This is a genomic window from Aeromonas sp. V90_14 (assembly GCF_029967615.1).
GTDB lineage: Bacteria > Pseudomonadota > Gammaproteobacteria > Enterobacterales > Aeromonadaceae > Aeromonas > Aeromonas hydrophila.
In genome coordinates, this window is record NZ_JASCAS010000033.1 from 74,925 (window position 1) to 99,515 (window position 24,591).

The 24,591-nt window shown below is 64.6% G+C and carries 23 protein-coding genes; 7 read left to right on the top strand and 16 right to left on the bottom strand.

Translation table 11 applies throughout. The annotated features are described in order from the left end of the window. Nucleotides 1–58: 58 nt before the first annotated feature. The 6 genes from phoR to QLG02_RS12655 all read right to left on the bottom strand — a co-directional run bounded on the left by phoR (nucleotide 59) and on the right by QLG02_RS12655 (nucleotide 6,806). Entirely contained in the window at nucleotides 59–1,354 is a 1,296-nt protein-coding gene (gene phoR, locus QLG02_RS12630; protein WP_024944739.1) for a phosphate regulon sensor histidine kinase PhoR, read from the bottom strand. Nucleotides 1,355–1,362: 8 nt separating this feature from the next. Continuing rightward, a complete protein-coding gene (phoB, locus tag QLG02_RS12635; RefSeq protein WP_005298527.1) occupies nucleotides 1,363–2,052 on the bottom strand; it encodes a phosphate regulon transcriptional regulator PhoB in 690 nt (229 codons plus the stop codon). 102 nt (nucleotides 2,053–2,154) lie between these two features. Next, entirely contained in the window at nucleotides 2,155–2,565 is a 411-nt protein-coding gene (locus tag QLG02_RS12640) for a VOC family protein (protein ID WP_282465320.1), read from the bottom strand. A gap of 148 nt (nucleotides 2,566–2,713) precedes the next feature. After that, the gene (locus QLG02_RS12645) at nucleotides 2,714–3,868 is read right to left on the bottom strand and encodes a CoA transferase (protein WP_207137148.1); all 1,155 of its coding nucleotides are present in this window, start codon (nucleotides 3,866–3,868) and stop codon (nucleotides 2,714–2,716) included. Next, the gene (locus QLG02_RS12650; RefSeq protein WP_201974911.1) at nucleotides 3,868–5,043 is read right to left on the bottom strand and encodes an acyl-CoA dehydrogenase; all 1,176 of its coding nucleotides are present in this window, start codon (nucleotides 5,041–5,043) and stop codon (nucleotides 3,868–3,870) included. The genes QLG02_RS12645 and QLG02_RS12650 overlap by 1 nt, the downstream gene beginning before the upstream one ends. Before the next feature lie 86 nt (nucleotides 5,044–5,129). Beyond that, complete coding sequence (locus QLG02_RS12655; protein WP_282465321.1) at nucleotides 5,130–6,806, bottom strand: sigma-54-dependent Fis family transcriptional regulator; 1,677 nt, start codon at nucleotides 6,804–6,806, stop codon at nucleotides 5,130–5,132. Nucleotides 6,807–7,041: 235 nt separating this feature from the next. On the opposite strand from QLG02_RS12655, the gene QLG02_RS12660 reads away from it, so the two are divergent. Continuing rightward, nucleotides 7,042–8,559 (top strand): aldehyde dehydrogenase family protein, encoded by a 1,518-nt coding sequence (locus QLG02_RS12660; protein WP_005343899.1) that lies wholly within the window; start codon nucleotides 7,042–7,044, stop codon nucleotides 8,557–8,559. Nucleotides 8,560–8,621: 62 nt separating this feature from the next. On the opposite strand, the gene QLG02_RS12665 is transcribed toward QLG02_RS12660, so the two are convergent. After that, nucleotides 8,622–9,428, bottom strand: a complete 807-nt coding sequence (locus tag QLG02_RS12665) for a helix-turn-helix transcriptional regulator (protein WP_029301544.1) — start codon at nucleotides 9,426–9,428, stop codon at nucleotides 8,622–8,624. 103 nt (nucleotides 9,429–9,531) lie between these two features. Between QLG02_RS12665 and QLG02_RS12670 the strand changes: the two genes are divergently transcribed. After that, on the top strand, nucleotides 9,532–10,431 hold the full coding sequence (locus tag QLG02_RS12670; protein WP_282465322.1) for a DMT family transporter: 900 nt from the start codon (nucleotides 9,532–9,534) through the stop codon (nucleotides 10,429–10,431). Nucleotides 10,432–10,526: 95 nt separating this feature from the next. Here QLG02_RS12670 and QLG02_RS12675 read toward each other — a convergent pair whose 3' ends face one another. The 5 genes from QLG02_RS12675 to QLG02_RS12695 form a co-directional block, all read right to left on the bottom strand. Beyond that, the gene (locus tag QLG02_RS12675; protein WP_011705161.1) at nucleotides 10,527–11,219 is read right to left on the bottom strand and encodes a response regulator; all 693 of its coding nucleotides are present in this window, start codon (nucleotides 11,217–11,219) and stop codon (nucleotides 10,527–10,529) included. A 3-nt stretch (nucleotides 11,220–11,222) separates the two neighbouring features. Then, on the bottom strand, nucleotides 11,223–12,791 hold the full coding sequence (locus QLG02_RS12680; protein WP_282465323.1) for a sensor histidine kinase: 1,569 nt from the start codon (nucleotides 12,789–12,791) through the stop codon (nucleotides 11,223–11,225). A 17-nt stretch (nucleotides 12,792–12,808) separates the two neighbouring features. Continuing rightward, the gene (locus QLG02_RS12685; RefSeq protein ID WP_282465324.1) at nucleotides 12,809–14,359 is read right to left on the bottom strand and encodes an NAD-dependent malic enzyme; all 1,551 of its coding nucleotides are present in this window, start codon (nucleotides 14,357–14,359) and stop codon (nucleotides 12,809–12,811) included. Nucleotides 14,360–14,370: 11 nt separating this feature from the next. Next, entirely contained in the window at nucleotides 14,371–15,678 is a 1,308-nt protein-coding gene (locus QLG02_RS12690) for a 2-hydroxycarboxylate transporter family protein (protein WP_282465325.1), read from the bottom strand. A 545-nt stretch (nucleotides 15,679–16,223) separates the two neighbouring features. Continuing rightward, the gene (locus QLG02_RS12695; protein WP_073349272.1) at nucleotides 16,224–16,415 is read right to left on the bottom strand and encodes a hypothetical protein; all 192 of its coding nucleotides are present in this window, start codon (nucleotides 16,413–16,415) and stop codon (nucleotides 16,224–16,226) included. A 319-nt stretch (nucleotides 16,416–16,734) separates the two neighbouring features. On the opposite strand from QLG02_RS12695, the gene slyA reads away from it, so the two are divergent. The 5 genes from slyA (at nucleotide 16,735) to QLG02_RS12720 (ending at nucleotide 20,694) form a co-directional block, all read left to right on the top strand. Further along, nucleotides 16,735–17,208 carry a transcriptional regulator SlyA gene (gene slyA / locus QLG02_RS12700; RefSeq protein WP_010634735.1) on the top strand — a complete coding sequence of 158 codons (474 nt, stop codon included), beginning with the start codon at nucleotides 16,735–16,737 and terminating at the stop codon, nucleotides 17,206–17,208. A 1-nt stretch (nucleotide 17,209) separates the two neighbouring features. Next, nucleotides 17,210–18,265, top strand: coding sequence for an HlyD family secretion protein (locus tag QLG02_RS12705; protein ID WP_282465326.1), 1,056 nt, complete (start codon nucleotides 17,210–17,212; stop codon nucleotides 18,263–18,265). Nucleotides 18,266–18,275: 10 nt separating this feature from the next. Then, nucleotides 18,276–19,304, top strand: coding sequence for a DUF2955 domain-containing protein (locus QLG02_RS12710; protein WP_282465327.1), 1,029 nt, complete (start codon nucleotides 18,276–18,278; stop codon nucleotides 19,302–19,304). A gap of 141 nt (nucleotides 19,305–19,445) precedes the next feature. Then, nucleotides 19,446–20,207: a transporter substrate-binding domain-containing protein gene (locus QLG02_RS12715; RefSeq protein ID WP_282465328.1), complete on the top strand. Its 762-nt coding sequence runs from the start codon at nucleotides 19,446–19,448 to the stop codon at nucleotides 20,205–20,207. A gap of 127 nt (nucleotides 20,208–20,334) precedes the next feature. Next, nucleotides 20,335–20,694, top strand: a complete 360-nt coding sequence (locus tag QLG02_RS12720) for an MliC family protein (RefSeq protein WP_045528432.1) — start codon at nucleotides 20,335–20,337, stop codon at nucleotides 20,692–20,694. A 31-nt stretch (nucleotides 20,695–20,725) separates the two neighbouring features. On the opposite strand, the gene QLG02_RS12725 is transcribed toward QLG02_RS12720, so the two are convergent. The 4 genes from QLG02_RS12725 to nrdD all read right to left on the bottom strand — a co-directional run bounded on the left by QLG02_RS12725 (nucleotide 20,726) and on the right by nrdD (nucleotide 24,253). Beyond that, nucleotides 20,726–21,118, bottom strand: coding sequence for an energy transducer TonB (locus tag QLG02_RS12725; protein WP_282465329.1), 393 nt, complete (start codon nucleotides 21,116–21,118; stop codon nucleotides 20,726–20,728). 144 nt (nucleotides 21,119–21,262) lie between these two features. Then, a complete protein-coding gene (locus QLG02_RS12730) occupies nucleotides 21,263–21,433 on the bottom strand; it encodes a YqaE/Pmp3 family membrane protein (protein ID WP_005303354.1) in 171 nt (56 codons plus the stop codon). A gap of 64 nt (nucleotides 21,434–21,497) precedes the next feature. Continuing rightward, complete coding sequence (gene nrdG, locus QLG02_RS12735; protein ID WP_139391841.1) at nucleotides 21,498–22,007, bottom strand: anaerobic ribonucleoside-triphosphate reductase-activating protein; 510 nt, start codon at nucleotides 22,005–22,007, stop codon at nucleotides 21,498–21,500. Nucleotides 22,008–22,135: 128 nt separating this feature from the next. Further along, nucleotides 22,136–24,253 carry an anaerobic ribonucleoside-triphosphate reductase gene (nrdD, locus tag QLG02_RS12740; protein WP_016349909.1) on the bottom strand — a complete coding sequence of 706 codons (2,118 nt, stop codon included), beginning with the start codon at nucleotides 24,251–24,253 and terminating at the stop codon, nucleotides 22,136–22,138. Nucleotides 24,254–24,591: the final 338 nt, after the last annotated feature.

Consider the following 24,591-nt stretch of genomic DNA (forward strand, 5'->3'; position numbering starts at 1 on the left):
ATGAAAAAAGGGCCGCCATCGCCGCCCTCTTTTGATGCCAACCCCTTGCCGGCAAAGACTATTTCACCACCACCATGCGACCGGGGATGAGAAAGCTGAAGCGGCTGCCGAGGCCGACCCGGCTCTCGATGTCGAGCTGGCAGTCGTGGTGACTCAGGGCATGCTTGACGATGGCAAGCCCGAGCCCCGAGCCGCCGGTGTGACGGGAGCGGGCCTTGTCGACCCGATAGAAGCGCTCGGTGAGCCGCGCCAGGTGCTCGGGCGGGATCCCCTCCCCCTCGTCCTGCACCGCAAACAGTGCCATCGCCCCCTGCTTGCGCCACTCCACCGTTATCTTGCGCCCCGCCGGGGTGTAGTGGATGGCGTTGTAGACCAGGTTGGAGACGGCGCTGCGCAGCTGATCCTGATCGCCGCGCACCAACAGATTGGGCTGCACCATGAACTCGATCTGGTGGGCCCGCTCGCCGGAGAGCGCCCGCGCCTCCTGCTCCAGCAGCCCCAGCATGGCGGGCATGTCCACCAGGTGGGAGAGATCCACGCTCGGCGCCGCCTCTATGCGCGACAGGGTGAGCAGCTGATTGACCAGGTTATCCATGCGGATGGTCTGCTCCATCATCACCTTGTGCGCCTTGGCCCACATGGCGGGCGGCGGTGGCTCCTCGGTCATCTCCAGATAGCCCTTGAGCACGGTGAGCGGTGTGCGCAGCTCGTGGGAGACGTTGGAGACGAAGTGCTTGCGGGTCTTCTCCAGGCTGCGCAGCCGGGTCACGTCCCGCACCACCAGCATCGCCTGATCCTCGGCGTAGGGCATGATCCGAAACTCGAGAAACTTCTCCTCGTTGATGGGCGAGGTCATCTCGAACGGTTCGTCATACTGCCCCTTGCCGAGGTAGGCGCCGAAGGCGGGATTGCGAATGAGATTGCCGATGTGCTGACCGGCATCTTCCGGCCAGCGAAAACCGAGCAGCTGCTCGGCCAGCCGGTTGCACCAGAGGATGCTGCCGTCGGTGCGAAACACCACGGCCGCATCGGGCAGTGCCTCCGCCCCTTCCCGAAAGCGGCGGATCAGCCCCGCCAGCTCGCGGCGGCGGGCCCGGTGGCGCTGCTGCAACTTGTAGATGCCGTTGAAGATGTACTCCCAGCTGCCGCTGCCGTTGGGGGGCACCAGGCTGCGATCGTGCCACAGCCAGTCCGACAGCCGCTTCTGGAAGCGATAGTGCCAGCCCAGGTGCAGCACGGTGGCCGCCAGCAGGCAGAGGGCGAGGGTATTCGTCAACCAGCCGACCAAGGCGAAGGGCGCATAGAAGAACGCCATTCGCCACAACTGGCGCCGCCAGGCATAAGGTTGCAACATAACTTCCTCTACAGACGGGTTGAGAAGCGATAGCCTGCGCCGCGCACCGTCTGGATCAAGCGATCGTGCCCCGTCTCTTCAATGGCCTTGCGCAGACGACGGATGTGCACATCCACGGTTCTGTCCTCGACGTACACATTGGTACCCCAGACATTGTTGAGCAGCTGCTCGCGACTGTAGACCCGCTCCGGGTGAGTCATGAAGAAGTGCAGCAGCTTGAATTCGGTCGGCCCCATGTCGAGCGCCTTCTCCTCGGCGCTGACCCGGTGGGAGACAGGGTCCAGCTTGAGCCCCTGCACCTCGATCACCTCGTCCACCGAGGTGGGAGAGACGCGGCGCATCACCGCATGCAGACGGGCGGTGAGCTCCTTGGGCGAGAACGGCTTGGTGATGTAGTCATCGGCCCCCGCCTCCAGCCCGCGCACCTTGTCCTCTTCCTCGCCGCGGGCGGTCAGCATCACCACCGGGATCTGGCGGGTCACCTCATCCTGCTTGAGCTGCTTGATGAACTGGATGCCGCTGCCGCCCGGCATCATCCAGTCCAGCACGATGAGTTCGGGGTAGGGTTCGCGCACCTTCGCCAATCCGTCGGCAAAATCTTCAGCTTCTACTGTTTCATATCCCTTCTGCTCGAGCACGAAGCAGAGCATTTCGCGGATCGGTGCTTCGTCCTCGACCACCAGAATTCGCTTAGCCATATCCCTTCTCTCTCCTCTGTGAAGATGGGTGCGCCAATTATTAGAACTTTCTGTGACACTTTTATGACTTTATGACAGGCGGGATGATAAACGTTTTCAGATTCAGTTGGCAGCAGCGAGTTGCAGCAGATCCCAGCGGTTGCCACTGATGTCCTCGAACACCACTACGGTGCCGTAAGCCTCGATACGCGGCTGTTCACAAAAATGGACACCGTACGCCTGCATGCGCTGGTAATCGCCCCAGAAGTCGTCGGTCTCGAGGAACAGGAAGACCCGACCGCCCCCCTGCTGGCCGATGGCGGCCCGCTGCTCCGGGGTGGCGGCCCGCGCCAGCAACAGGGCGGAGCCGGGGGCCCCCTTGGGGGCAACCCGCACCCAGCGCTTGCCCGGTTTGCCCGGCTCGTCGAGGGGCGTATCTTCCAGCAGTTCGAACCCCAGTCCCCGGGTAAAGAAGGTGATGGCCTGGTCGTAATCGGCCACCAGCAGGGCCAGGGCGCCAATGTGTTGTGCCATGGGAAGTTCCTCAACAGATGAATGGACGGGGCGCATCATAACGGGGGATGGCCCCGGGCTCCAGCACCTAGACTGATGAGGTGGCAGAGGATAGAGGAGGGGAGCATGGCGCCGGGCAGGCGCAACCTCCCCGCCTAAAGCAACCGGGTCAGCCCTGCCCGAGCCAGTCGCGCAGCACGCTATCCCGGTCCCCGTCCAGCGCCGGCGAGGCGCGCCCGTAGCGCACCGGGGTTGCCGACAGATGCAGCGGATTGGCCAGGGTGGGCAAGGGCTGATCGCCGCGTTGTACCTGCTGCACCCAGCCGCGCACCACCCCCTGCTCGAGGGCGAACAGGGCATCCAGGGTAAGGATGGGGCCGCCCGGCACCCCGGCTGCCTCCAGCATGGCACTCCACTCGGCGCTGCTACGAACCAGTAGCCGCTCGGCAATCAGGGCATTGAGCCGGTGGCGGTGGCGCACCCGGGCGCTGTTGCTGGCAAAGTCGGGGTCCGTCGCCCAGCCGGGTTCCCCCAGCAGGGCCGCCAGCGCGGCAAACTGGCCGTCGTTGCCCACCGCGAGGATCAGATGACCATCCCGGGTGGGATAGACGTCGTAGGGGACGATATTGGGGTGGCCGTTGCCAAGGCGCCCGGGCGCCTGACCGGTGGCGAGATAGTTCATCGCCTGGTTGGCCAGCACCGCCACCGACACGTCGAGCAGGGCCAGATCGATCTGCTGCCCCTCCCCGGTTCGCTCCCGGTGGCGCAGGGCCGCCTGGATGCCGATGGTGGCGTAGAGGCCGGTGAGGATGTCGACAAGCGCCACCCCCACCTTGACCGGCCCGCCGCCGGGGGTCTCGTCCGGCTGACCGGTGATGCTCATCAATCCGCCCAGCCCCTGGATCAGCAGATCGTAACCGGGTCGCTGAGCCCAGGGACCGTCCTGGCCAAAACCGGTGATGGAGCAGTAGATGAGCCCCGGGCGGCGGGCCTTGAGGCTCGGGTAATCGAGGCCGTAGCGCGCCAGCCCCTCTACCTTGAAGTTCTCGATCACCACGTCGGCCCGGTCCACCAGGGCCAGCAGGGTTTCGTGATCGCGCGCTAGATCCAGGGCGATGGAGCGCTTGCCCCGGTTGGCGGCATGAAAGTAGGCCGCCTCCCCCGCCACCAGCTCGGGTGGGCCCCAGTGGCGAGTGTCGTCACCGCGCCCGGGGGCCTCCACCTTGACCACATCGGCGCCGAGATCGGCAAGCAGCTGGCTGGCCCAGGGGCCGGCCAGCACGCGGCTGAGATCCAGCACGCGCACGCCGGCAAGGGGCCCCATCACTCAAACGCCTGCAGGTCGGTCTGGGCCCGCCCCAGGATCAGGGCGTGGATGTCGTGGGTCCCCTCGTAGGTATTGACCGCCTCCAGGTTCATCACGTGGCGAATGACGTGAAACTCGTCGCTGATGCCGTTGCCGCCGTGCATGTCGCGGGCGACCCGGGCTATCTCCAGCGCCTTGCCACAGCTGTTGCGCTTGATGAGCGACACCAGCTCCACCGGGCAGCGCCCCTCGTCCATCAGGCGCCCGGCCTGCAGGCAGCCCTGCAGGCCGAGGGCAATCTCGGTCTGCATGTTGGCCAGCTTGAGCTGAAACAGCTGGGTGGCGGCCAGCGGGCGGCCGAACTGCTGGCGATCCAGCCCGTATTGGCGGGCGGCGTGCCAGCAGAACTCGGCGGCGCCGAGCGCCCCCCAGGCGATGCCGTAGCGCGCCTTGTTGAGGCAGCCGAACGGCCCCTTGAGGCCGCTCACCCCCGCCAGCCGGTTCGCTTGTGGCACGAAGACCCGCTCCATCACTATCTCGCCGGTGATGGAGGCGCGCAGGGAGAACTTGCCCTCGATCTTGGGGGCTGAGAGCCCGGCCATCCCCTTCTCCAGCACGAAGCCGGTGATCTCGCCATCCAGCTTGGCCCATACCACGAACAGATCGGCGATGGGGGAGTTGGTGATCCACATCTTGTTGCCGGTCAGCAGATAGCCGCCGTCGACCCGCTCGGCGCGGCTCTTCATGGAGCCAGGGTCGGAACCCGCATCCGGCTCGGTGAGGCCGAAGCAGCCCACCAGCTCGCCCCGGGCCAGCCCCGGCAGCCAGCGCTGGCGCTGGGCCTCGTCGCCATAGGCGTGGATCGGGTGCATCACCAGGGACGACTGCACGCTCATGGCCGAGCGGTAGCCGCTGTCGACCCGCTCCACCTCCCGGGCGATGAGGCCGTAGGCCACGTGATTGACCCCGGCGCAGCCGTACTGTTCCGGCAGGGTGGCGCCGAGCAGCCCCAGCTCCCCCAGCTCGTTCATGATGGTGCGGTCAAACTGCTCGCGGCGGTTGGCCTCCAGCACCCTGGGCATCAGCCGTGCCTGACAATAGTCGCGGGCGGCGTCGCGGATGAGCCGCTCCTCTTCGCCGAGCTGGCTGTCGAGAAAGAAGGGGTCTTGCCAATCAAATCGGGTACGCGTCATAAAGCACTCCATGCCATGCAAAAGAATCATCAAAGGGTCTCTTGTGGACCCATCTTAACCATGAAAAAGCTCGGGTAACAAACACCTCAGCCTGCCTCCCGCAGCGCCCGATAGAGGGTGGTGCGGCTGATACCGAGGCGGCGCGCCGCCTCGCTCACGTTGCCATCGCACTCCGTCAGGGTCTGCTGCACCCGTTGCCGGTTCTGCTCGCGCAATGTGCTGCCCGCCACCGCCGTGGTGGCGGCCGGCGCCACGGCCACGGTCGGCAGATGCAGGTGGGCTGGCTCAATCCAGCCCTGCCCCTCCGCCAGCACGCAGGCCACCTCCAGCGCCTGCTTGAGCTGGCGCACGTTGCCGGGCAGCGGGTGGGCCAGCAAGTGGTGCTCGGCCTCATCGGTCAGGCGCAGGGCAGGATCCATCTCGGCCAGCAGCCGCTGGACCAGCGCCTGCCGCTCGCGGGTCGGCCAGTCGCGCAGCGGCGCCAGCAGTTGCCGCCAGCCGCAGATACGGTAGTAGAGATCTTCGCGAAAGGTGCCGGCCGCCACCATGGCCGCCAGATCCCGGTGGCTGGCGCTGACCAGCCAGAAATCCACCGCCTCAGGTCTGTGGCTGCCGACCGGGGTGACGGCGCGCTCCTGCAGCACCCTGAGCAACCGGGTCTGGGCCAGCAGCGGCAACTCGCCGATTTCATCCAGCATCAGGATGCCGCCGTGGGCGGCGCGCAGATACCCCTGGCTGCCTTGGCTGCGAGCGCCGCTGAAGGCCCCGCCCACGTAGCCAAACAGCTCGGCCTCCACCAGCTCCGCCGGCAGGGCGCCGCAGTTGACGCACACCAGCGGTTGCGCCCGCCGGCTCGACTGCCCGTGCAGTTCGCGCACCAGATGCTCCTTGCCGCTGCCGGTCTCCCCCTCGATGAGCAGCGAGATGCCGCGCTCCAGCATCTTGAGCGGCACCTGCTGGCCGTGCGAGCCGCCAGCATCGGCCGGCAGGCCGGGCAGGATCGCCACGGGGCTGGCCTCCGGCACCAGCCGCAGCCCGCGTCGATCCCGCAGCAGTTGCTTGCCGTCGAAGGGGTGCTGGCCGAGCCAGAGCCGACCGGCCCGGTTGGCCCCGAGCAGCTCGCCCTCCTCCCCCAGCAGCAGACGGGCAGACCAGAGACTCTGGGGCTCGAGATCCACCAGCCAGCCCGGCTGGCACGCCAGCAGCGCGTTTTCCAGGGTCATGGCCAACAGCCGCACCGTGCCCAGCATATCGCCATCGTGATGGGCCGCGTCGGTGGAGATGTCGAGCACCCCGAGCAGTTGCCCGTCTGGCCCGAGCAGCGGGCAGGCACTGCAGCTGAGAAAGCTGTGCTGGGCGAAGAAGTGCTGATTGCCGAGCACCTGCACCTCGCTCTGTTCGGCCAGCGCGGTGCCGATGGCGTTGGTCCCCTTGCTCGCCTCCCCCCAGCGGGCGCCGCTGCGCAAAAAAATGCGCTCGGCGTGGCGGGCGAAGCCGTCGTCACCGCTGGCGGCCAGGATGGCGCCCTCGCCATCGCACAGCAGCAACCGACAGGGGCGCCCTGCCAGCAACTGGCCAAACAGCGGCAACACGAAACGCTGGAAGCTGGCGATCAGCACCCTGTGCTGCTCCTGACGGGCCGACAGCTCTCCCTGGGGCAGCAAGTCCAGCTCGGCGCTCTGCCGGCGGCTCAGCCCCTGATGCAGGCAGCGCTGCCAGGAACGCTCGATCGGGCTGGCACTGGATTGAGATAATTCGCTCATCACGCCTCCTGTTCACAAACGGCACGACTGTCACGGTCACTGTCCAGAATCGGCACAGCTTCCTCACCTTCGCCCTGGTCATTGGTTAACCAAGATACGCTGCCACATCCCGTTTGATAACGTTTTTGTAACTTTTGCTGTGCTGGTCAGACCCTCTGGCACGCCCCTTGCGATACACAGCAGCAACCGGGTTGCCCGCCAGCCCGGTCAGGACCACACACATAAGGATGATGAGATGATTTATACCGCTCCCGGTCAGGCAGGTGCCCTGGTCAGCTTCAAGTCCCGTTACGACAACTTCATCGGTGGCGAGTGGGTGGCGCCGCGCGCCGGCCGCTACTTTGAAAACATCTCGCCGGTGGACGGCAAGGTGTTCTGCGAAGTGGCCCGCTCCGACGCCGCCGACATCGAGCTGGCGCTGGACGCCGCCCACAAGGCGTTCGCCAGCTGGAGCAAGACCAGCGTCACCGAGCGCAGCAACCTGCTGCTGCGCATCGCCGATCGCATCGAACAGAACATCGAAGTGCTCGCCATCGCCGAGACCTGGGAGAACGGCAAGGCGGTGCGCGAAACCCTGGCCGCCGACCTGCCGCTGGTGGTGGATCACTTCCGCTACTTCGCCGGCTGCATCCGCGCCCAGGAGGGCTCGGCCGCCGAGCTGGACCAGAACACCGTCAGCTACCACTTCAAGGAGCCCATCGGGGTGGTCGGCCAGATAATCCCCTGGAACTTCCCGCTGCTGATGGCGGCCTGGAAGCTGGCCCCGGTGCTGGCGGCCGGCTGCTGCAGCGTGCTCAAGCCCGCCGAGCAGACCCCGGTCACCATCATGCTGATGATGGATCTCATCAAGGACATCCTGCCCGCCGGGGTGGTCAACGTGGTCAACGGCTTCGGCGCCGAGGCGGGCCAGGCGCTCGCCACCAGCAACCGGATCCAGAAGCTGGCGTTTACCGGCTCCACCGAGGTGGGCGCCCATATCCTGCGCTGCGCCGCCGACAAGCTGATCCCCTCCACCGTGGAGCTGGGCGGCAAGTCCCCCAACATCTACTTCGCCGACGTGATGCAGCACGAGAGCAGCTATATCGACAAGGCGGTGGAAGGGATGCTGATGACCTTCTTCAACCAGGGCGAGGTGTGCACCTGTCCCTCCCGCGCCCTGGTGCAGGCCAGCATCTATGACGACTTCATGGACAAGGTGCTGGCCCGCGCCCGCACCATAGTGCAGGGCAACCCCCTCGACACCGCCACCCAGGTCGGTGCCCAGGCGTCGCGCGAGCAATTCGACAAGATCCTGAGCTACATGGAGATCGGTCGCGGCGAAGGGGCCAAGATGCTGATCGGCGGCGGCCCGGCCAGGGTGAGCGGGCTGGAGGGGGGCTTCTACATCCAGCCCACCATCTTCTCGGGCCAGAACAAGATGCGGGTGTTCCAGGAGGAGATCTTCGGGCCGGCACTCGGGGTCACCACCTTCAAGGACGAAGCGGAGGCGCTGGCGATTGCCAACGACACCCAGTACGGGCTGGGAGCGGGCCTGTGGACCCGCGACAGCAACCTGGCCTGGCGCATGGGACGCGGCATCCAGGCCGGCCGGGTCTGGGTCAACTGCTACCACGCCTACCCGGCGCACGCGGCCTTCGGCGGCTACAAGAAGTCAGGGATCGGCCGCGAAACCCACAAGATGATGCTGGACCACTACCAGAACACCAAGAACCTGCTGGTGAGCCACGACATCAATCCCCTCGGCTTCTTCTAAGCTCCTCCCGTGATCAACCAGGGCGCCTGCGGGCGCCCTTTTCATTGCCAGAGCGCTCCTTGCTAGAGCGCCGCCTGCCCGGCTCCGATACCCAGCTGCTGGCGATAACGCTGGGGCGAACAGCCCAGCTCCCGATTGAACATGGCGATGAAGGCCGAGGTGGAGCCGTAACCGAGCCGCCAGCCAATCTCCTGCACCGGCAGCTCCCCCTTGAGCCAGGCCAACGCCTTGAGCAGCTTGAGCCGGGCCCGCCACTGGCCGAAATTCATCCCCAGTTCCCGCACGCAGCGCCTGGCCAGGGTACGCTCAGTGGTGTGCAGCTGCTCGGCCCACTGGGCCAAGGTGCGCGGGTCGGCGGGGTCGCTGTAGAGCGCCGCCAGCATGGGGGCCAGCAGCTTGTCCTGACTCATGGGCAGGTAGCTGTCCTGGCAGCGGGTGCGAGTCAGCTTCTCCACCAGCAGCTCGGCCTGACGCACGTCCCACTCATCCTCCATGTGGCCCAGCTTGCGATCGCAAAAATCGGCCAGGATGGCGCGGATCAGCGGGGTCATCTGCAGCAGCCTAGGTTCGGCCGGCAGCCGCGCCGCCAGGGCGTCATTGACGTAGATGGAGGTGTAGTCGAGGGCCTGCTGGTTGTAGGAGGCGTGTTCCAGATCCGCCGGCACCCAGATGAGGTAGTCGGCCGGCGCCACCAGCCGGTGATCGTCCAGCACTATCTCCATCACCCCCAGACTGATGAGGCTGAGCTGGCCCCAGGGGTGGCTGTGGGGCGCACATGCGCTCTCGGCCTGGATCTGCTGGTAGCGCAGATAGAGCGGATTGGGCGCTGGCAGATGCAGGTCCGTCGGATGGTAGTGACGTATGGCCATGGCGGGCGGATTGTCCTTTGCGCGGGATGATTTGTCAGTTTTACGTTACTTGATATCAGAAAGACAAGGGTAGACTGGTCACCTCGATAATAAGGAGTTTTTGATGCGTATCTTCTACCCGCTGATGTTTCCGCTGCTCGCCGTGCTGATCTGGGCCACCAATACCGTGGTGTCCAAGGCCGCCGCCGATGTGCTGGATCCCGCGGCCATCTCCTTCTACCGCTGGGTGATCGCCGCGCTGGCACTGACCCCCTTCTGCCTGTCGCAGCTGTGGCGCCGCCGTGGCGAGATCCGCCCCTGGCTCGGCAAGCTGCTGGTGCTGGCAGCCCTTGGCATGGTGCTCTACCAGTGCCTCGCCTACTACGCCGCCCACACCACTTCGGCCACCAACATGGGGGTCATCGGCTCTCTCATCCCGCTGCTGACCCTGCTGCAGAGCGCCCTCTTCTTCGGCCAGCGGCCGGGCAAACAGGCGCTGCTCGGCATGAGTATCTCCCTGTTCGGGGTGTTCTGGCTGCTGAGCCTGGGCCAGCCGCTGGCACTGCTGCACGACGGCATCAATCAGGGCGACGGCCTGATGCTGCTCGGCTCCGCCAGCTACGCCCTCTATGGCCTCTTGATCCGCCGCTGGCAGCTGCCGTTCGGCCCCTGGCTCAACCTCTACCTGCAGATCCTGCTGGCGGTCTTGCTGCTGATCCCGGTGGCCCTCTGCGCCGAATCGCTGGCGGTGCCCGCCGAAGGCTGGGGCCTGGTGCTGTTTGCCGGCATCGCCTCCTCGCTCTTCGCCGCCTACTGCTGGATGCGCGGCCTCGCCTGCATGGGGGCGGAGCGCACCTCGGTGTTCATGAACCTGATGCCGCTGTGCACGGCGCTGATCGCCGTCATCAGCCTGGGGGAGCCGATACACGGCTATCACCTGCTCGGCGGCGGTCTCATCCTGGCGGGGGTCATGCTCTCCCAGTTCAAGCCGAAGGCCCGCCCGGCCCTGCTGGAAGAGTCCTGAGCGGCCGGCAACATGGTTTTTGCACCAACGACAGACACAAAAAAGGGAGCTCAGGCTCCCTTTTTGTTGGCATGGATCTGCGTGCAGCCAGCGGCTCAACTGCCCCGCCGCCAGTGGTAGCGGCGCTCGGGCCGGCCGCGCTGACCGTAGTTGAGATCCACGTCCACCCGGTCCTCCGACTCCAGATACTCCAGATAGCGGCGCGCCGTAGTGCGGCTGAGGGACAAGCGCAGCGCCACCGTGTCGGTGGAGAAGGCGCTGTCCGGCTCACCCGCCAGCAGCTCCAGCACCTGGCGCAGGGTGATGGCGTCGATCCCCTTGGGGGTGTCGCGCACCTCGCGCCCCTGGGGTCTCACCTTGCCCATCAAGCGGTCCAGGTCGCTCTGCTCGAGGGAGCCGCGCTCGCAGATGCGCCGGTGCAGAGTGAGGATCTCGTCCAGGCTCTGCTGGATGCGAAACAGCCGCAGCGGTTTGATGATGTAATCCTGTACCCCCTGATTGAGGGCCTGCTGGATGGTCTCCACGTCGCAGGATGCGGTCACCATGATGACGTAGGCTTCGCGGTTGTGGCTGCGCAGCCGGTTCACCCACTCCAGGCCTGAGCCATCGGGCAGCGAGATGTCCACCAGCAGCAGTTGTGGCTGGGCCGCGCGCATCATGAGATCGGCCTGGGTCAGGCTCTCGGCCCGACCCAGCAGGGAAAATCCGGGGGTGGAGGAGACCAGCTCGGCCAGAATGGATCCTATCCGTTCGTCATCCTCGATCACCAGAGTGAAAATGGGCTCCATAGATCACACCAATTGGTTTTTATTCAAGTAGATACCGAACAGCGTCGTCTGTTCGGCGGTGCGGCGCCATTCTATCACACCCCCTCGCCTGGCCACCGTCTCCTTGACCAGGAACAGGCCGACACCGTGATCACCGGTCTGGCGACTGATGCCGTAATCAAACAGATGGTCCGCCAGCGCCTCGTCCACCCCCTCGCCGCTGTCCTCCACCTCGATCACCAGCCGGCGCCCGAAGTCGTTGAGGGAGATGAGCACCCGTGGCGGACACTGCTTGCGCCGGGCCCAGGCAGCGCGGATGCCGTTGTCCAGCAGGTTGCCGATGAGGGTGATGAGATCCGCCGACACCGCCGCCGGGTACTCGCCCAACGCCGAATCGGGATCCAGCACCAGCTCCACCCCGAGCTCGCGGGCCCGGCTGAACTTGCCGAGGATGAGCCCGGCCACCGGCTTGTCCTCGATGGCCCGCAGCAGATCGTGCAGCATGGTCTGGCACGCCTCGCTCTCCTGCTGGATGAGCTCCACCGCCTGCTCCACGTGGCCCAGCTGCAGCAGGCCGGAGAGGCTGCTGAGCTTGTTGGCGAACTCGTGGGTCTGCATCCGCAGCATCTCGGCATACTGGCGCAGGTGAGTCACCTGCATGCCGAGGCTGCCGGTCACCTCGGGGCGGCTGAAGATCAGCAGCCGACCGGGGATCTTGCCCTCCACCGCCTGCCAGCGCCCGATGAACGACTCGCCGTGCACGGTGAAACCGAGCTCGGTCTCGAGCTGGGTCAAAGCGGGGGCGAGCGGTGGCGACAGCTCAGCCAGTGGCTGGCCGAGCAGGGAGTGGCGGCCGGTGCCGGGCAGGCGCAGCTGGTAAAACGCGGCGCTGTTGAGCATGCGGATGTGGCCGTGACTGTCGAGGGCGATCACCCCCTCCGAGATGTGCTCCAGCACCAGCTCCTGCAGCACGAAGCGGTTGACGATGGTCTCCGGCTCCAGATCCAGCAGGGTGCGGCGCAGCCGATGCTGGATCCAGAGCGCCAGCAGCAGGCCGCAGCCCAGCACGGCGCCGATGGCGCTGATGAGCAGGGCGATCCGATCCAGATAGATGCCCTCCACCGTCTGCATCAGATAGCCCACAACCACGGCGCCGATGGCGCGCCCGTCCGTCCCGATCACCGGGGCGAAGCAGCGAATGGCCGGCCCCAGAGTGCCCACATCCTTGGAGCAGTAGCTGCTGCGCTCGTTGAGGGAGGGCCAGATATCCTCGCCGCGAAACAGGCCGCCCACCAGCTCCGGGGAAGGGTGGCTCAGCCGGCGGGCGTGCTCGTCGGTCACCACCATGTAGGCGGCATCGGTGCGGCTGCAGATCCCCTGCACATAGTCGCGCAGACCCGGATCGCTGCCCCACTCCAGCGCCTGTACCACTCGGCTGTCCGCCGCCAGTACCCGCGCCAGATCCCCCCCCTTCTCCTCCAGGTTCATTTCCAGCAGGTGACGGATAAAGAGCGCCAGCAGGCTGCCCAGGATGACGATCAGGAGCAGTGACAGGCCCAGGGAGAGGGTGACCAGTTGGTGACGCAGTTTCATCGATTAGCCTTGCAACATCAGGACGCGGACCAATAGTGCGGGCGCCACCAGGTCTGGTCAATCAAAGGTGCGGGATCGCCGGCAAAATCGGCCAGCCCCTCGGCACGGGCACACAGTGCCACCGCCCTCGCCACGGCGCGAGCCACCTCCCCCACCTGCTCGATGGAGGGCAGCAGCCGCCCTTCGGCCAGCGGATAGGCGCCCACTGCCTGCACCGCCGCCCGCAGCATGCCGTCGCTGATGCGCCGCGCCTTGACCGCGCAGGCACCGAGGCCGATGCCCGGGAACACATAGACATTGTTGCACTGGGAGACTACCCGCGCCGCCCCGTCCACTGTCACCGGCGGGAAGGGGCTACCGGTGGCGAGCAGGGCGCGCCCGCCGGTAGCCTGCCACACCTGGGCCGGGGTCGCCTCGGCGCTGCGGGTGGGGTTGGAGAGCGGCAGGATCACCGGCCGCTCGCACACCTCCCCCATGGCCGTCAGCACCGCCTCGTCGAACAGGCCGCCCTGACCGCTCACCCCGATCAGCACCCCGGGGCGCAGCCGCTCGATGAGCGCGGCCAAGGAGTGGCACGCCTCCGCCGCCGGACGGGCGAACGGCTGCTGGGCCGGGGTGAGCCCGGCGCGGTCCTGGCAGACCAGGCCATCCTGATCAAACAACTGCACCCGCTCCGTGCTGCCTGCCAGCTGGGCCAGCATGGCGGCGATGCCGCAGCCGGCCGAGCCGGCCCCGACGATCAGCACCGGGGTCTCGGCCAGCGCACTGCCCGCCTGCTGCAGGCCCGCCAGCACACAGGCCGACGCCACCGCCGCCGTGCCCTGGATGTCGTCGTTGAACATGCAAAGCTCGTCGCGGTAGCGGGCCAGCAGATTGGCGGCATGCTTGCCGGCAAAGTCTTCAAACTGCAGCACCACCTCTGGCCAGCGTTTGCGAATGGCGGCCACCACCTTGTCCATGAACTGGTAGTAAGGCTCGCCATCCACCCGCGGCGCCTGCCAGCCGAGGTAGGAGTCATCCTCCAGCAGCTCGGGGTTGTTGGTGCCCACGTCCACGCACAGCGGCAGGGTGCGCGCCGGGTTGATGCCGCCAGCAGCGGAGTAGAGAGCCAGCTTGCCGATGCAGATCCCCATGCCGCCGATGCCGAGATCGCCGAGCCCCAGCACCCGCTCGCCATCGGAGATGACGATGACGTCCACCTCCTGCTCCACCGCCGCGAAGATGTCGTCCAGCTCGTCCCGGTCGTGCCAAGAGAGGTAGAGGCCGTGGCTGCGCAGATAAAGGTCGCTGTGGCGCTGGCACGCCTCCCCCACCACCGGGGTGTAGATGATGGGCAACAGCTCCGGCAGGTGGTGGCGCACCAGCTCGTAGAACAGCACCGGGTTGTCCTCCTGCAGCTGGCGCAGCAGCAGGTGCTGATCAAACGGGCTCTGCATGGCCGAAACCAGCCGGTAGATGCGGCGCCGCTGCTGGGCCAGCGACTCCTCCTTGTGGGGCATGCGCCCCATCAGTCCCTGTCGCTTGCGTTCGGCATAGGGCAGGCTGGTGCCCATCATGATGTCGTTCATTATCTTGTTCCTTATGCCAGCAGCGAGATGAGCAGGGTGGCCAGGATCAGCATGACGGCGCCCCCGAGACGAGAAGAGATCTGGGCAAACGGCATCAGGGTCATGCGCTGGGCCGCCGAGAGCACGGCCACGTCGCCGGTGCCCCCCATGTTGGCCATGCACAGACCGCCGGTGATGGCCGCCTCAATGGGGTAGAAGCCGATCAGCCGCCCCACCAGCGCCGCCCCCAGGGCACCGCCAACCACGGTCACCAGCACCAGCACGAAGTAGCTGACCGAGAAGGCACTGATGAGCTCGGGGATGCTGGTGTAGGCGACACCGATCCCCACCAGCAGGGAGGGCGTCAGATTGCCGACCACGAACTGGTACCAGTCGGCGGCCGCCTGCTCGTAGCGACGGGGCAGCAGGCCGCTCACCTTGATGACGGCCACCGCCAGGATCATCAGGGCGAAGGGATGCATGGGGATGAAGTTGCCGAGCAATGAGCCCAGCACGAACATGCTGGAGCTGATGAAGAGCCCGAGACCCAGGCTCTCCAGCGTCGGCGCCTGCACCTTCTCTTCGGCCACGCCAGCGGCACTCTCCTTTATCATCAGCTTGCCGTTGCCGGTCAGGGAGGGGTAGCGGCGACCAAGGCGGGCCAGCAAGGTCCCCACCAGGATGGCCAGGGTGTTGGCGATCACCACCGCCGGCACCATGCGCGACAGCAGATCGGCGCTCGACATCTGCAGCGGCCCGGAGAGGATCTCCACCAGCGGCACGGCGCCGGCTCCCATGCCGCCACCCATGATGGGCAGACCGATCAGCAGCACCGCATTCTTGAAGCCATACCCCATCAGGGCGCCCACCAGACCGACGCTGAGCAACGCCAGCGCGACGCCCCCCAGGATCACCGGCAGGTAGCGCATGGCGGCGTTCTTCAGCAGGGCGCCGCTCATGCCGAACACCGAGCCGGTCACCAGGCTGGCGATGAAGAAGTTCAGAAAGCCTCCCTCCTTCATGAAGCCGATGATCACCTGGCCCGCCTCGACGGGCAGGATCCGGTATTCAAACAGGGCGGCGCCGCCGAAGATGGCGAGTATGGTGCCGCCGCCCAGGTATTCGCGGATGGGGGTGATGCGCTCCCCCAGCTCGGTCAGCAGGGTGCCGAGCACGAACATCAAGGCCAGCGCGCCGACCATGCCGAGTGGCAAGGAGCCGTTCCAGCCCGAGAAGAGTACGCAGGTGGCAAGCCCGAGGAAGATCATCATGGGCATGCCGGCAATCTGCCGGTCGCCAAACAGCGCGATCCGGGTCTGTGGGGTAGAGAGGTTTTTCATTGTTATGCTCCAGCGTGTGGTGTGGCGCCACTCTAGCCATCTCTCTCGCCCCTGTCGGTTAGCCTGTCTGCAAAGGCATATAAAAACATTAAATTCTTAAACGTTATGGCTGGCAGAGGATGCCGCCAGGCCTGTCATTGGCATTATTAAGACGCACTATTGTGCCGCGCCAATCAAACTGGTGGACACTCATCCCTCAATGCCAACAGGCTCTTGATGGGGCCATCATCAAATAACGATTAAATAATGGGCGGCATGCTTCTCAATAATGGGAAACCATGATTGCACCCCTCCATGCTATTTCGACTGATCACCGGCAAGGATTGACTGGCGATCTCAAGAACGGCAAATACCTATCGGGTAAACCGCCACAGACCGGAAGAGACAACTGGAAGATTGTGGGCGGGCGATCACGCCGATGCCCGCAAGGATGATCTGCCCATGGCAGGCCGTGCCTGCCTCAGGGGAGCATTTGAGCCGATACGAACGGGCCCTGCAACAGACCGTCAGATGATGATGACGGCCTCATGACACCAACCGAAAAACTATTCGGCTAATAACAGTGGAATATTGGCAGGGTCAAATTCATGACAGGTTTCGGTACTTTCCAGGCTGAGCCCATAATGGCCATCGGCAACATATTCCACCTCCACCAACAGGCTCTCGATGGAGAAATGGGGGTCACCCGATTCATATCGTTCCACAGCTATCGTCTCCCTGTTTAGCTGACCCATCAATATTAGTGGATAAAAAACAGCCTGCCGAATGCAGATAATATTTTTCTGCTGCCAACATTATCGGCCATGGCTATTCCAAGGCTATTTTCAGCACGGATTGGTGACATGATTTGGTTATTTCGCCGGCCCATGGCAGGAATGCTTCACTCAAATAGGCTCACGGCAGACACGGGTGGCTGCCGGCGGGGTGCTCAAGCCCAGCAAGCAAGCTCCACAAGAAACCTACCTCCAATTTTCATAAACAAGATCGCGATCACACTATTTACTTAGCCTGCTAAACAATTACAATGCTTAGCAAGCTAAGTAAATGGAGAGCCTCATGATGAAGGATCTGGAAATGCTGCGCGAGCTGTCCCTCGCCGAGCGGGTCGGCCGGCTGCATCGGCTGTGGCGCACCGTGGCCGATCTCGAACTGGCCCCCCTCGGCCTCACCCATCCCCGCTGGACGGCGCTGTGGAAGCTGAGCCGGCTCGGTGGCCACCTCAGCCAGAAGACCCTGGCCGAAGCGCTGGAGATCGAACTGCCCTCCCTGATGCGCACCCTGGGCCAGCTGGAAGAACAGGGGCTGGTGGAGCGCCACTGCTGCAGTCAGGACAAGCGGGCCCGCATCGTCACCCTGACCCCGGCCGGCAAGGCGCTGCTCGACCAGATTGAAGATCGCATCATGGAGATACGCCGGGAGCTGCTCGCCGGCATCAGCCAGCGGGAGCTGGAACAGTTTGAAGATATCGTGCACCGCATCTGTGCCAATGCCCTCGGCAAGATAGGTGCACAGAGTGAAGAGAGAGAGTGAAATGACCCCGGATCAACAATTCAAGCGCTGGATAAAATGGGCCATGGGCGCCTTCGTACTGGTCTTTGCCTACTTCCTGCTGGCCGACCTCAAGATGCCGCTCACCCCGCAAGCCATGGCGACCCGCGTCGTGACCAAGATGGCGCCCCAGGTCAGCGGCAAGGTGGTCGAGGTGGCCGTCGGCAACAACCAGCACGTCAAGCAGGGCGATCTGCTGTTCGTGCTCGATCCCGCCCCCTTTGAGCTGGCGGTGGAGCAGGCCCGCCTCGCCCTGGCCCAGGCCGAGCAGCAGAATCGCCAGCTCGATGCCACCCTCAATGCCGCCAGCGCCGACTTCAGTTCGCTGCAGACCCAGGCCGCCCTCAAGCTGCGGGAAGCGGAACGTATCGACGCCCTCTATCGCCGCCACATGGTCTCCGAGCAGCAGAAGGATGACGCCGACAGCGCGTTTCGCACCGCCCAGGCCAACCTGCTGGCCAGCAAGGCCCGCATGACCCAGGCCCGAGTCAACCGCGGTCTGCCCGGCGACGACAACCTGCTGCTGCGCCAGGCCCGCAACCGCCTTGCCCAGGCCGAGCTCAACCTCGCCTACAGCCGGGTTCACGCCAGCCAGGACGGCATCATCACCAACCTGCAGCTCAAGCCGGGCAGCTTCGCCGCGGCGGGCGCACCGCTGCTGGCACTGGTCTCCGAGCAGGTGGACGTGATCGCCGATTTTCGCGAGAAGAGCCTGCGCCACGTCAATCAGGACAGCCAGGCACTGGTCGCCTTCGATGGCGAGCCGGGTCGCCTCTATCCGGCCCGGGTCACCAGCCTGGATGCCGGGGTCAGCGCCGGCCAGTTCGATGCCAACGGCCTCCTGGCCAGCCCCACCGAGTCGGATCGCTGGGTGCGCGACGCCCAGCGTCTGCGCCTGCACCTGGCGCTGGAGCAGCTGCCCGCCCATCTGCCGGCCGGTGCCCGTGCCACCGTGCAGCTGCTGCCCGACAACGCCCTGATCGGACTGCTGGCCCGCGCCCAGATCCGCCTGCTCAGCCTGCTGCACTACATCTACTGAGGTGACGGCAATGACGCTATGGCACAGGCCCCTCACCGCCAACGAACTGCGCCAATGCCTGCGCATCGCCTTTGGCAGCACCACCGGCTTTCTGCTCTGCAAGCTGTTTGGCTGGAACTACGGCGTCTTCTACACCGTCACGCCGGTACTGCTGCTGGGCATGGTGCCGGTGATGAACGGCCATGCCGCCCGCCAGCTGGTCGCCGCCGCCGTGGTCTGCGGGCTGGAAGTGGGGCTGCTGGGGGGGCTGTTTGGCGGCCATCCCGGCCTGATGGTTCCCATCGCCTTCCTGCTGTTTCTCTACCGCTTCGCCGCCATGTCGCGGGGCAGCCTGTTCCTGTTCGGTGCCAACGGGGTGTTGAGCCTCAGCATCATGCTTCACTTTGCCAGCTATCCGCAGACCGATCTCAACGACCTTATCTTCAGCAACCTGTGGGCCAGCGTGCTGTCGGTGCTCATCGCCTACCTGATGACGGCACTGATCCCGGACGTGGGGGAGCGCCCCAAACCGGCCCCCTCCCCCAAGGCACCACACCGGATGCGGCACGAGGCGCTGCTTGGCGCCAGCATCGCCACCCTCTCCTTCATGGTGTTCCAGATCTTCGATCTGCGGGACTCCATGTCGGCCCAGGCCACCACCCTGCTGGTGCTCTTCCCCATGCATTGGGACGGCGCCCTCAGCTATGCCCGCAAGCGGGCCATGGGCACCCTGCTCGGGGTGAGCTTCGGCCTAGTCAGCCAGCTGGTGCTCTACGACTGGTCGGGACTGCTGTTGCTGGTCGCCCCCATGCTCTGGCTCGGCGCCATGCTGTTCAGCCATGCCCACGTGAAGGAGGCGAGCGGTTCCGGGGTCGGCTTCGGCGCCCTCACCACCCTTGGCATCCTGTTCGGCCAATACCTGACGCCGGGCAACGATCTGGTGTTCAGCGCCCTCTACCGGGTCAGCAGCATCTTGTTTGCCATCGTCGCCACCCTGCTGGCCTGTTACCTCATTCACCGACTGCTTAACCGCTTCGAGGCCACTCGGTTCGGTTATTGACCCCCTGTTGTTAGCTCAAGGATGTGCTGCCTTTCGCCCCGCTATGCCTACCGGGGCGTTTTTTTGTCTCCCGTTTGGCAGCACCTGCGACCAACCCCAGCAACTATGCTTGCTAGGGCAGTCGGCAACAGGAGAGAGACCATGGCACGAGCAGCATACATCTACTGGTTGGCAATCACTCTGCTGCTGGGGATGACCTGTGCCCGGGCAGAGCAGGTGCTCATTGCCGCCGAGGATGACTGGGCCCCCTACTGCGCCCTCGACAAGCAGAGCGGCCAGCCGCAGGGGCTGGCCCCCGAGCTGGTGAAGGCGGCCTTCGCCGCCGAGGGGGTCGACGTCGAGTTTCGCACCATCCCCTTCGCCCGCTGCATGTACGAGGCGCGCAGCGACAAAGTGCTCGGCTGCTTCGATGCCACCATCACCGAGGAGAACCGCTACCAGTACTTCTGGCACGAGACCCCCATGTTCGAGGAGGATCTCGCCATCTTCGCCCTGGCCCGCGAACCGCGCCGGGATCTCAAGCTCACCTCGCTGGAACAGAAGACGGTGGGCATCACCCTTGGCTACACCTACCCCACCGACTTCATGGAAAACCCCAGGATCACCCGCTTCCAGGCCAAGTCCGACGCCCAGATCATCGAGATGCTGGTGCGCGGCCGGGTCGACTACATCCTGATGAACGAGATGCCGGGCTACCTCAAGATCCAGCAAAAACAGCTGAGCGGGAGGGTGGTCAAGGTGGGCAAAATCTCCACCGACGGTTTCTGGCTCGCCTTCTCCCGCGCCCATCCCCAGGGCGAGGCAATGGCCAAGCGCTTCGAGGAGGGGCTGCAGAAGATCCGCAACAACGGCACCTACGAGGCACTGGTGCGCACCTTCGAGGCCAGACTCGGCCTGCATTGAGCCGCTGCTCATTAGCGCTTCTTTTGACGCCTATGGACGCATATCGACGCAAGCCGGGTCGAGGCGCATTGCGCCCCTTTGGCAAGCTGTTAGGATCACGCCCGGATGACACCGATGGAGAATCAACATGAAGCACGCCAACCTTCTGCTGCTGGGCATCACGAGCCTGACCCTGCTGAGCGGCTGCGAACGCGGCGCCGGCACCCTGAGCGTGACCGGTGGCGACCCCGTCACCTATCTGTGTGAACAGGGCCAACGGGTGCAGGTACGCTACTTCGCCCTCTCCGATCAGAGCCTGAACTTCATCAAGCTGGCGCTACCAGACGGCAAGGATTACACCCTGCCGCAGAGCGTTTCCGCCTCCGGCGCCCGCTACACCGACGACCATGAGGCCGTCTGGTGGAACAAGGGAGATGAAGGCTTTGTCGAGATGCGCGACAAGGATGGCGAGTGGCAGAGCGTCTACAACGACTGCAAGCAGCAGTAAACAACAACCCCGGCCAGGCCGGGGTTGTTCATTACTCCACTTCAATCTCGTAGCGACCCACCACTCGTACCGGAATGGCCTGCGGGTTCTGCTCCGACACTCGATAACGGGTCTTGGCCAGCCCCGACAGGGCGATCAGGTCCAGCACGCCGGGCGGCTCCGAGGCCACAATCTCTGGGCTGAACAGATTGCCGTTGGAGTCGATGAGATAACGGATCTCCACATAGCCCTTGACGGGCAGCCTGGCTGGCGCGCCACCCACCGGTTCAAACGGGGGCACCTCGCCATCCTGCACCCAATATTTGCCAAGCTCCGCCATGGTTACCTCCAGCGGCGGCTGGTTCAGCTTCACGGTGGGACTGGGGCTGGCACAGCCCCCCAGCAGGCCGAACACGGTGCCCAGCAGCAAGACCTTCAAACCCATTCAACACTCCTTGTTGAGTCAGATCAGAGGGGTCACCCCTCTCCGGCAGGGTTACCGGCCCATTACTGTAACAATCGGAACCCGTTTGAGCAGCATAAAAAAAGCCAACCCCATCGGGTTGGCTTTTGGCAAAGCGGCTCAGCGTCAGCCGCGCTTGTCGCTGACCACCAGCCAGAGCGCATGCACCATGCCGGGCAAACCGCCGAGCAGGGTCAGCACTATGTTGATCAGAAAATGCAGGCTGAAGCCCACCTGAAGAAAGGCGCAGACCGGGGGCAGAAAGATGGCCAGCAGGATCTTGAGCAGATTGTTCATCTCGGATTTCCTCGTCAACGATGTCACAGGGATAACAATGGGCTAACCATAAACATCCCTGGCTTCAACTGCAAACCAGACAGGGAATGCGCTCACCCCCTTCCCGCCAGGCGTTGAGGTCGTGGATGACCTGATTGCTGCTGCCGCGCCAGAGCAGGCCGGGATCCGCCAGCCCCTTCTCGAACTTGCCATCCACCAGCACGTCCAGCAAGGCCACCAGCTCGCGCTGGGCCGGGCTGAGCTCGCCAAGCAGATAGCCGGTCCAGCACCAGATGTCCTTGCCGGGGCACTCGGCGCGCACCCGTTTCACCAGCGCCAGCACCTGGGGCACGTTGGCGGGGTGGAGCGGATCGCCGCCGGAGAGCGACAGTCCGCGCCGCTTGATACGCGTGTCGTTGAGATCCGCGATGACGCGATCGCTCATCGCCTCATCGAATGGCTTGCCGCCATCGAGCCGCCAGGTGCTCTGGTTGTAGCAGCCTGGGCACTGATGTTCGCAGCCCGAGACAAACAGGGTGGCGCGGGTACCGGGGCCGTTGATCACATCGACCGGGTAGTATTGGTGGTAGTGCATCTTCTCTCTCTATTGGGCCCCTCATCCCCAGCCCTTCTCCCGCGAGGGGAGAAGGGTGCAAAGCGGCGCCAACAGCACCTAGGATGGTTCCCTCTCCCTTTGGGAGAGGGCTAGGGTGAGGGCTCGGCCTACATATGTTTGACGCGGCGCTTCACCTCTTCCTGCTTGCCCGCATTGAAGGGGCGCGCATCCGGGCTGCCGAGGTAGCCGCAGACACGGCGGGTCACCGACACCTTGGCCGGGTCGTGGTTGCCGCAGCGCGGGCAGGTAAAGCCCTTGGAGGTGCACTCGAACTCGCCGGTAAAGCCGCAGTCGTAGCACTCGTCGATGGGGGTGTTGGTGCCGTAGTAGGGCACCTTGTCATAGCTGTAGTCCCAGACGTTCTCCAGCGCTTCCAGATTGTGCTGGATGTTGGGGTACTCGCCGTAGCAGATGAAGCCGCCGCTGGCGATGGGCGGATAAGGCGCCTCGAAGTCCAGCTTGTCGTACGGGTTGACCTGCTTCTCCACGTCGAGGTGGAAGCTGTTGGTGTAGTAGCCCTTGTCGGTCACCCCCGCCACCACGCCAAACTCCTTGGCGTCGATGCGGCAGAAGCGCGAGCAGAGGTTCTCGCTCGGGGTGGAGTAGAGGCTGAAGCCGTAGCCGGTCTCCTCCTTCCACTCGTCGGTGGCCGCCTTGAGCCGCGCAATGATGGCGATGGCCTTCTGCTGCAGTTCGGCGCTGTCAAACAGGTGCACCTGATCGCCAAACAGGGCGTTGATGGTCTCGTGTACCCCGATGTAGCCAAGGGAGATGGAGGCGCGACCGTGCTTGAAGATCTCGCTGACATTGTCGTCGGCCTTCAGGCGTACCCCGCAGGCCCCTTCCATGTAGAGGATGGGCGCGACCCGGGCCTTGACCCCGTCGAGGCGCTTGATGCGGTACATCAGTGCGGTCTTGGCTACCCGCAGAGCGGCGTCCAGCTTGTCCCAGAAGTCCGCTTCATCGCGGGATTTCAGGGCGATGCGCGGCAGGTTGAGGCTGACCACACCTAAGTTGTTGCGCCCTTCGTGGACCAGCTCGCCGTGCTCCTCGTAGGCACCGAGGAAGGAGCGGCAACCCATGGGTGTCTTGAAGGAGCCGGTCACCTTGACCACCTGGTCGTAGTTGAGGATGTCCGGGTACATCCGCTTGGAGGCGCACTCCAGTGCCAGCTGCTTGATGTCGTAGTTGGGATCGCCCTGCTTGTGGTTGAGGCCATCCTTGATGGCGAACACCAGTTTCGGGAACACGGCGGTCTTCTTGTTCTTGCCAAGGCCGGCGATGCGGTTGCTCAAGATGGCGCGCTGGATCAGGCGTGACTGCCAGCTGTCGCCAAGGCCAAAGCCGAAGGTGACAAACGGGGTCTGACCGTTGGCGGTGTGCAGGGTGTTGACCTCGTATTCCAGCGACTGGAAGGCGTCGTAGCACTCCTTCTCGGTGCGGGCCATGGCGTAGGCATCCACATCGCTGATGCCCCACTCCAGCGCCACTTCCCGGTGCTTCTCCCAGCTGATGGTCACATAGGGGGCCAGCACTTCGTCGATGCGGTTGATGGTGGTGCCGCCATAGATGTGGCTCGCCACCTGGGCGATGATCTGGGCCGTGACCGCGGTGGCGGTGCTGATGGACTTGGGAGTGTCGATCTCCGCGTTGCCCATCTTGAAGCCGTGGGTCAGCATCCCCTTCAGGTCGATCAACATGCAGTTGAACATGGGGAAGAAGGGGGAGTAGTCGAGATCGTGGAAGTGCAGATCGCCGCTCTCGTGAGCCTGCACCACATCGCGGGGCAGCATGTGACTGGTGGCGTAGTGCTTGGCGACGATACCGGCCAGCAGATCACGCTGGGTCGGGATCACTTTGGAATCCTTGTTGGCGTTCTCGTTGAGCAGGGCCGCGTTGGTCTGCTCCACCAGGCCGCGGATCTCCTGGGCCAGCCGGCCGCGGGCCTCGCGGGCTTGATCCCGGTCGTGACGGTATTCGATGTAGGCACGGGCGATGGCCTTGTCGTCGGAGGCCATCAGGTGGTTCTCGACCCGGTTCTGGATCTCGTGGATGTCCACTTCCCCTCGTCCTTCCAGCTCCTGGGTGACGGCGGCGGCAATGCGCTCGGCCAGCGCCGGACTGGCCTGATTGACCGCTTCTGCCGCTCGGCCCACCGCCTCGGCAATCAGCTGGGCATTGAATGGTGCGCGACATCCATCACGTTTGATCACAACCGGTTTCATGGATTTTCCCCGTTAAAAAGGCCAGGCTCTCGCCCTCGGCTTACCCTTGTTTGGCCCCCTCCTCCACGCCTCGTCCTCGGCGCAAATAAATTCAGCCGAGGCTTGACAAGCCAGGGCTGACGATGAGAAGGGAACAGCTTGTACACAGCTTAATAACACAACATATAGGGATTAAAAACGAATGCAGCCCTATATGTGGTGTCTATTAGGCACCAAAGCGTGACCGTATTTCTTGATCCAGAACAGGTTTTGAGGCGAGTGGCGCAGTTCCCGACCAGTCACAAACGGCCCCATACAAGACCCAATTCAAGCCTGATGCGGGCTGGCGCCCGATACCG

Excerpts from the sequence above, each read along its gene's own strand:
- phoR (WP_024944739.1), bottom strand. The coding sequence starts at position 1,354 with ATGTTGCAACCTTATGCCTGGCGGCGCCAGTTGTGGCGAATGGCGTTC.
- phoB (WP_005298527.1), bottom strand. The coding sequence starts at position 2,052 with ATGGCTAAGCGAATTCTGGTGGTCGAGGACGAAGCACCGATCCGCGAA.
- QLG02_RS12640 (WP_282465320.1), bottom strand. The coding sequence starts at position 2,565 with ATGGCACAACACATTGGCGCCCTGGCCCTGCTGGTGGCCGATTACGAC.
- QLG02_RS12645 (WP_207137148.1), bottom strand. The coding sequence starts at position 3,868 with ATGGGGCCCCTTGCCGGCGTGCGCGTGCTGGATCTCAGCCGCGTGCTG.
- QLG02_RS12650 (WP_201974911.1), bottom strand. The coding sequence starts at position 5,043 with ATGACGCGTACCCGATTTGATTGGCAAGACCCCTTCTTTCTCGACAGC.
- QLG02_RS12655 (WP_282465321.1), bottom strand. The coding sequence starts at position 6,806 with ATGAGCGAATTATCTCAATCCAGTGCCAGCCCGATCGAGCGTTCCTGG.
- QLG02_RS12660 (WP_005343899.1), top strand. The coding sequence starts at position 7,042 with ATGATTTATACCGCTCCCGGTCAGGCAGGTGCCCTGGTCAGCTTCAAG.
- QLG02_RS12665 (WP_029301544.1), bottom strand. The coding sequence starts at position 9,428 with ATGGCCATACGTCACTACCATCCGACGGACCTGCATCTGCCAGCGCCC.
- QLG02_RS12670 (WP_282465322.1), top strand. The coding sequence starts at position 9,532 with ATGCGTATCTTCTACCCGCTGATGTTTCCGCTGCTCGCCGTGCTGATC.
- QLG02_RS12675 (WP_011705161.1), bottom strand. The coding sequence starts at position 11,219 with ATGGAGCCCATTTTCACTCTGGTGATCGAGGATGACGAACGGATAGGA.
- QLG02_RS12680 (WP_282465323.1), bottom strand. The coding sequence starts at position 12,791 with ATGAAACTGCGTCACCAACTGGTCACCCTCTCCCTGGGCCTGTCACTG.
- QLG02_RS12685 (WP_282465324.1), bottom strand. The coding sequence starts at position 14,359 with ATGAACGACATCATGATGGGCACCAGCCTGCCCTATGCCGAACGCAAG.
- QLG02_RS12690 (WP_282465325.1), bottom strand. The coding sequence starts at position 15,678 with ATGAAAAACCTCTCTACCCCACAGACCCGGATCGCGCTGTTTGGCGAC.
- slyA (WP_010634735.1), top strand. The coding sequence starts at position 16,735 with ATGATGAAGGATCTGGAAATGCTGCGCGAGCTGTCCCTCGCCGAGCGG.
- QLG02_RS12705 (WP_282465326.1), top strand. The coding sequence starts at position 17,210 with ATGACCCCGGATCAACAATTCAAGCGCTGGATAAAATGGGCCATGGGC.
- QLG02_RS12710 (WP_282465327.1), top strand. The coding sequence starts at position 18,276 with ATGACGCTATGGCACAGGCCCCTCACCGCCAACGAACTGCGCCAATGC.
- QLG02_RS12715 (WP_282465328.1), top strand. The coding sequence starts at position 19,446 with ATGGCACGAGCAGCATACATCTACTGGTTGGCAATCACTCTGCTGCTG.
- QLG02_RS12720 (WP_045528432.1), top strand. The coding sequence starts at position 20,335 with ATGAAGCACGCCAACCTTCTGCTGCTGGGCATCACGAGCCTGACCCTG.
- QLG02_RS12725 (WP_282465329.1), bottom strand. The coding sequence starts at position 21,118 with ATGGGTTTGAAGGTCTTGCTGCTGGGCACCGTGTTCGGCCTGCTGGGG.
- QLG02_RS12730 (WP_005303354.1), bottom strand. The coding sequence starts at position 21,433 with ATGAACAATCTGCTCAAGATCCTGCTGGCCATCTTTCTGCCCCCGGTC.
- nrdG (WP_139391841.1), bottom strand. The coding sequence starts at position 22,007 with ATGCACTACCACCAATACTACCCGGTCGATGTGATCAACGGCCCCGGT.
- nrdD (WP_016349909.1), bottom strand. The coding sequence starts at position 24,253 with ATGAAACCGGTTGTGATCAAACGTGATGGATGTCGCGCACCATTCAAT.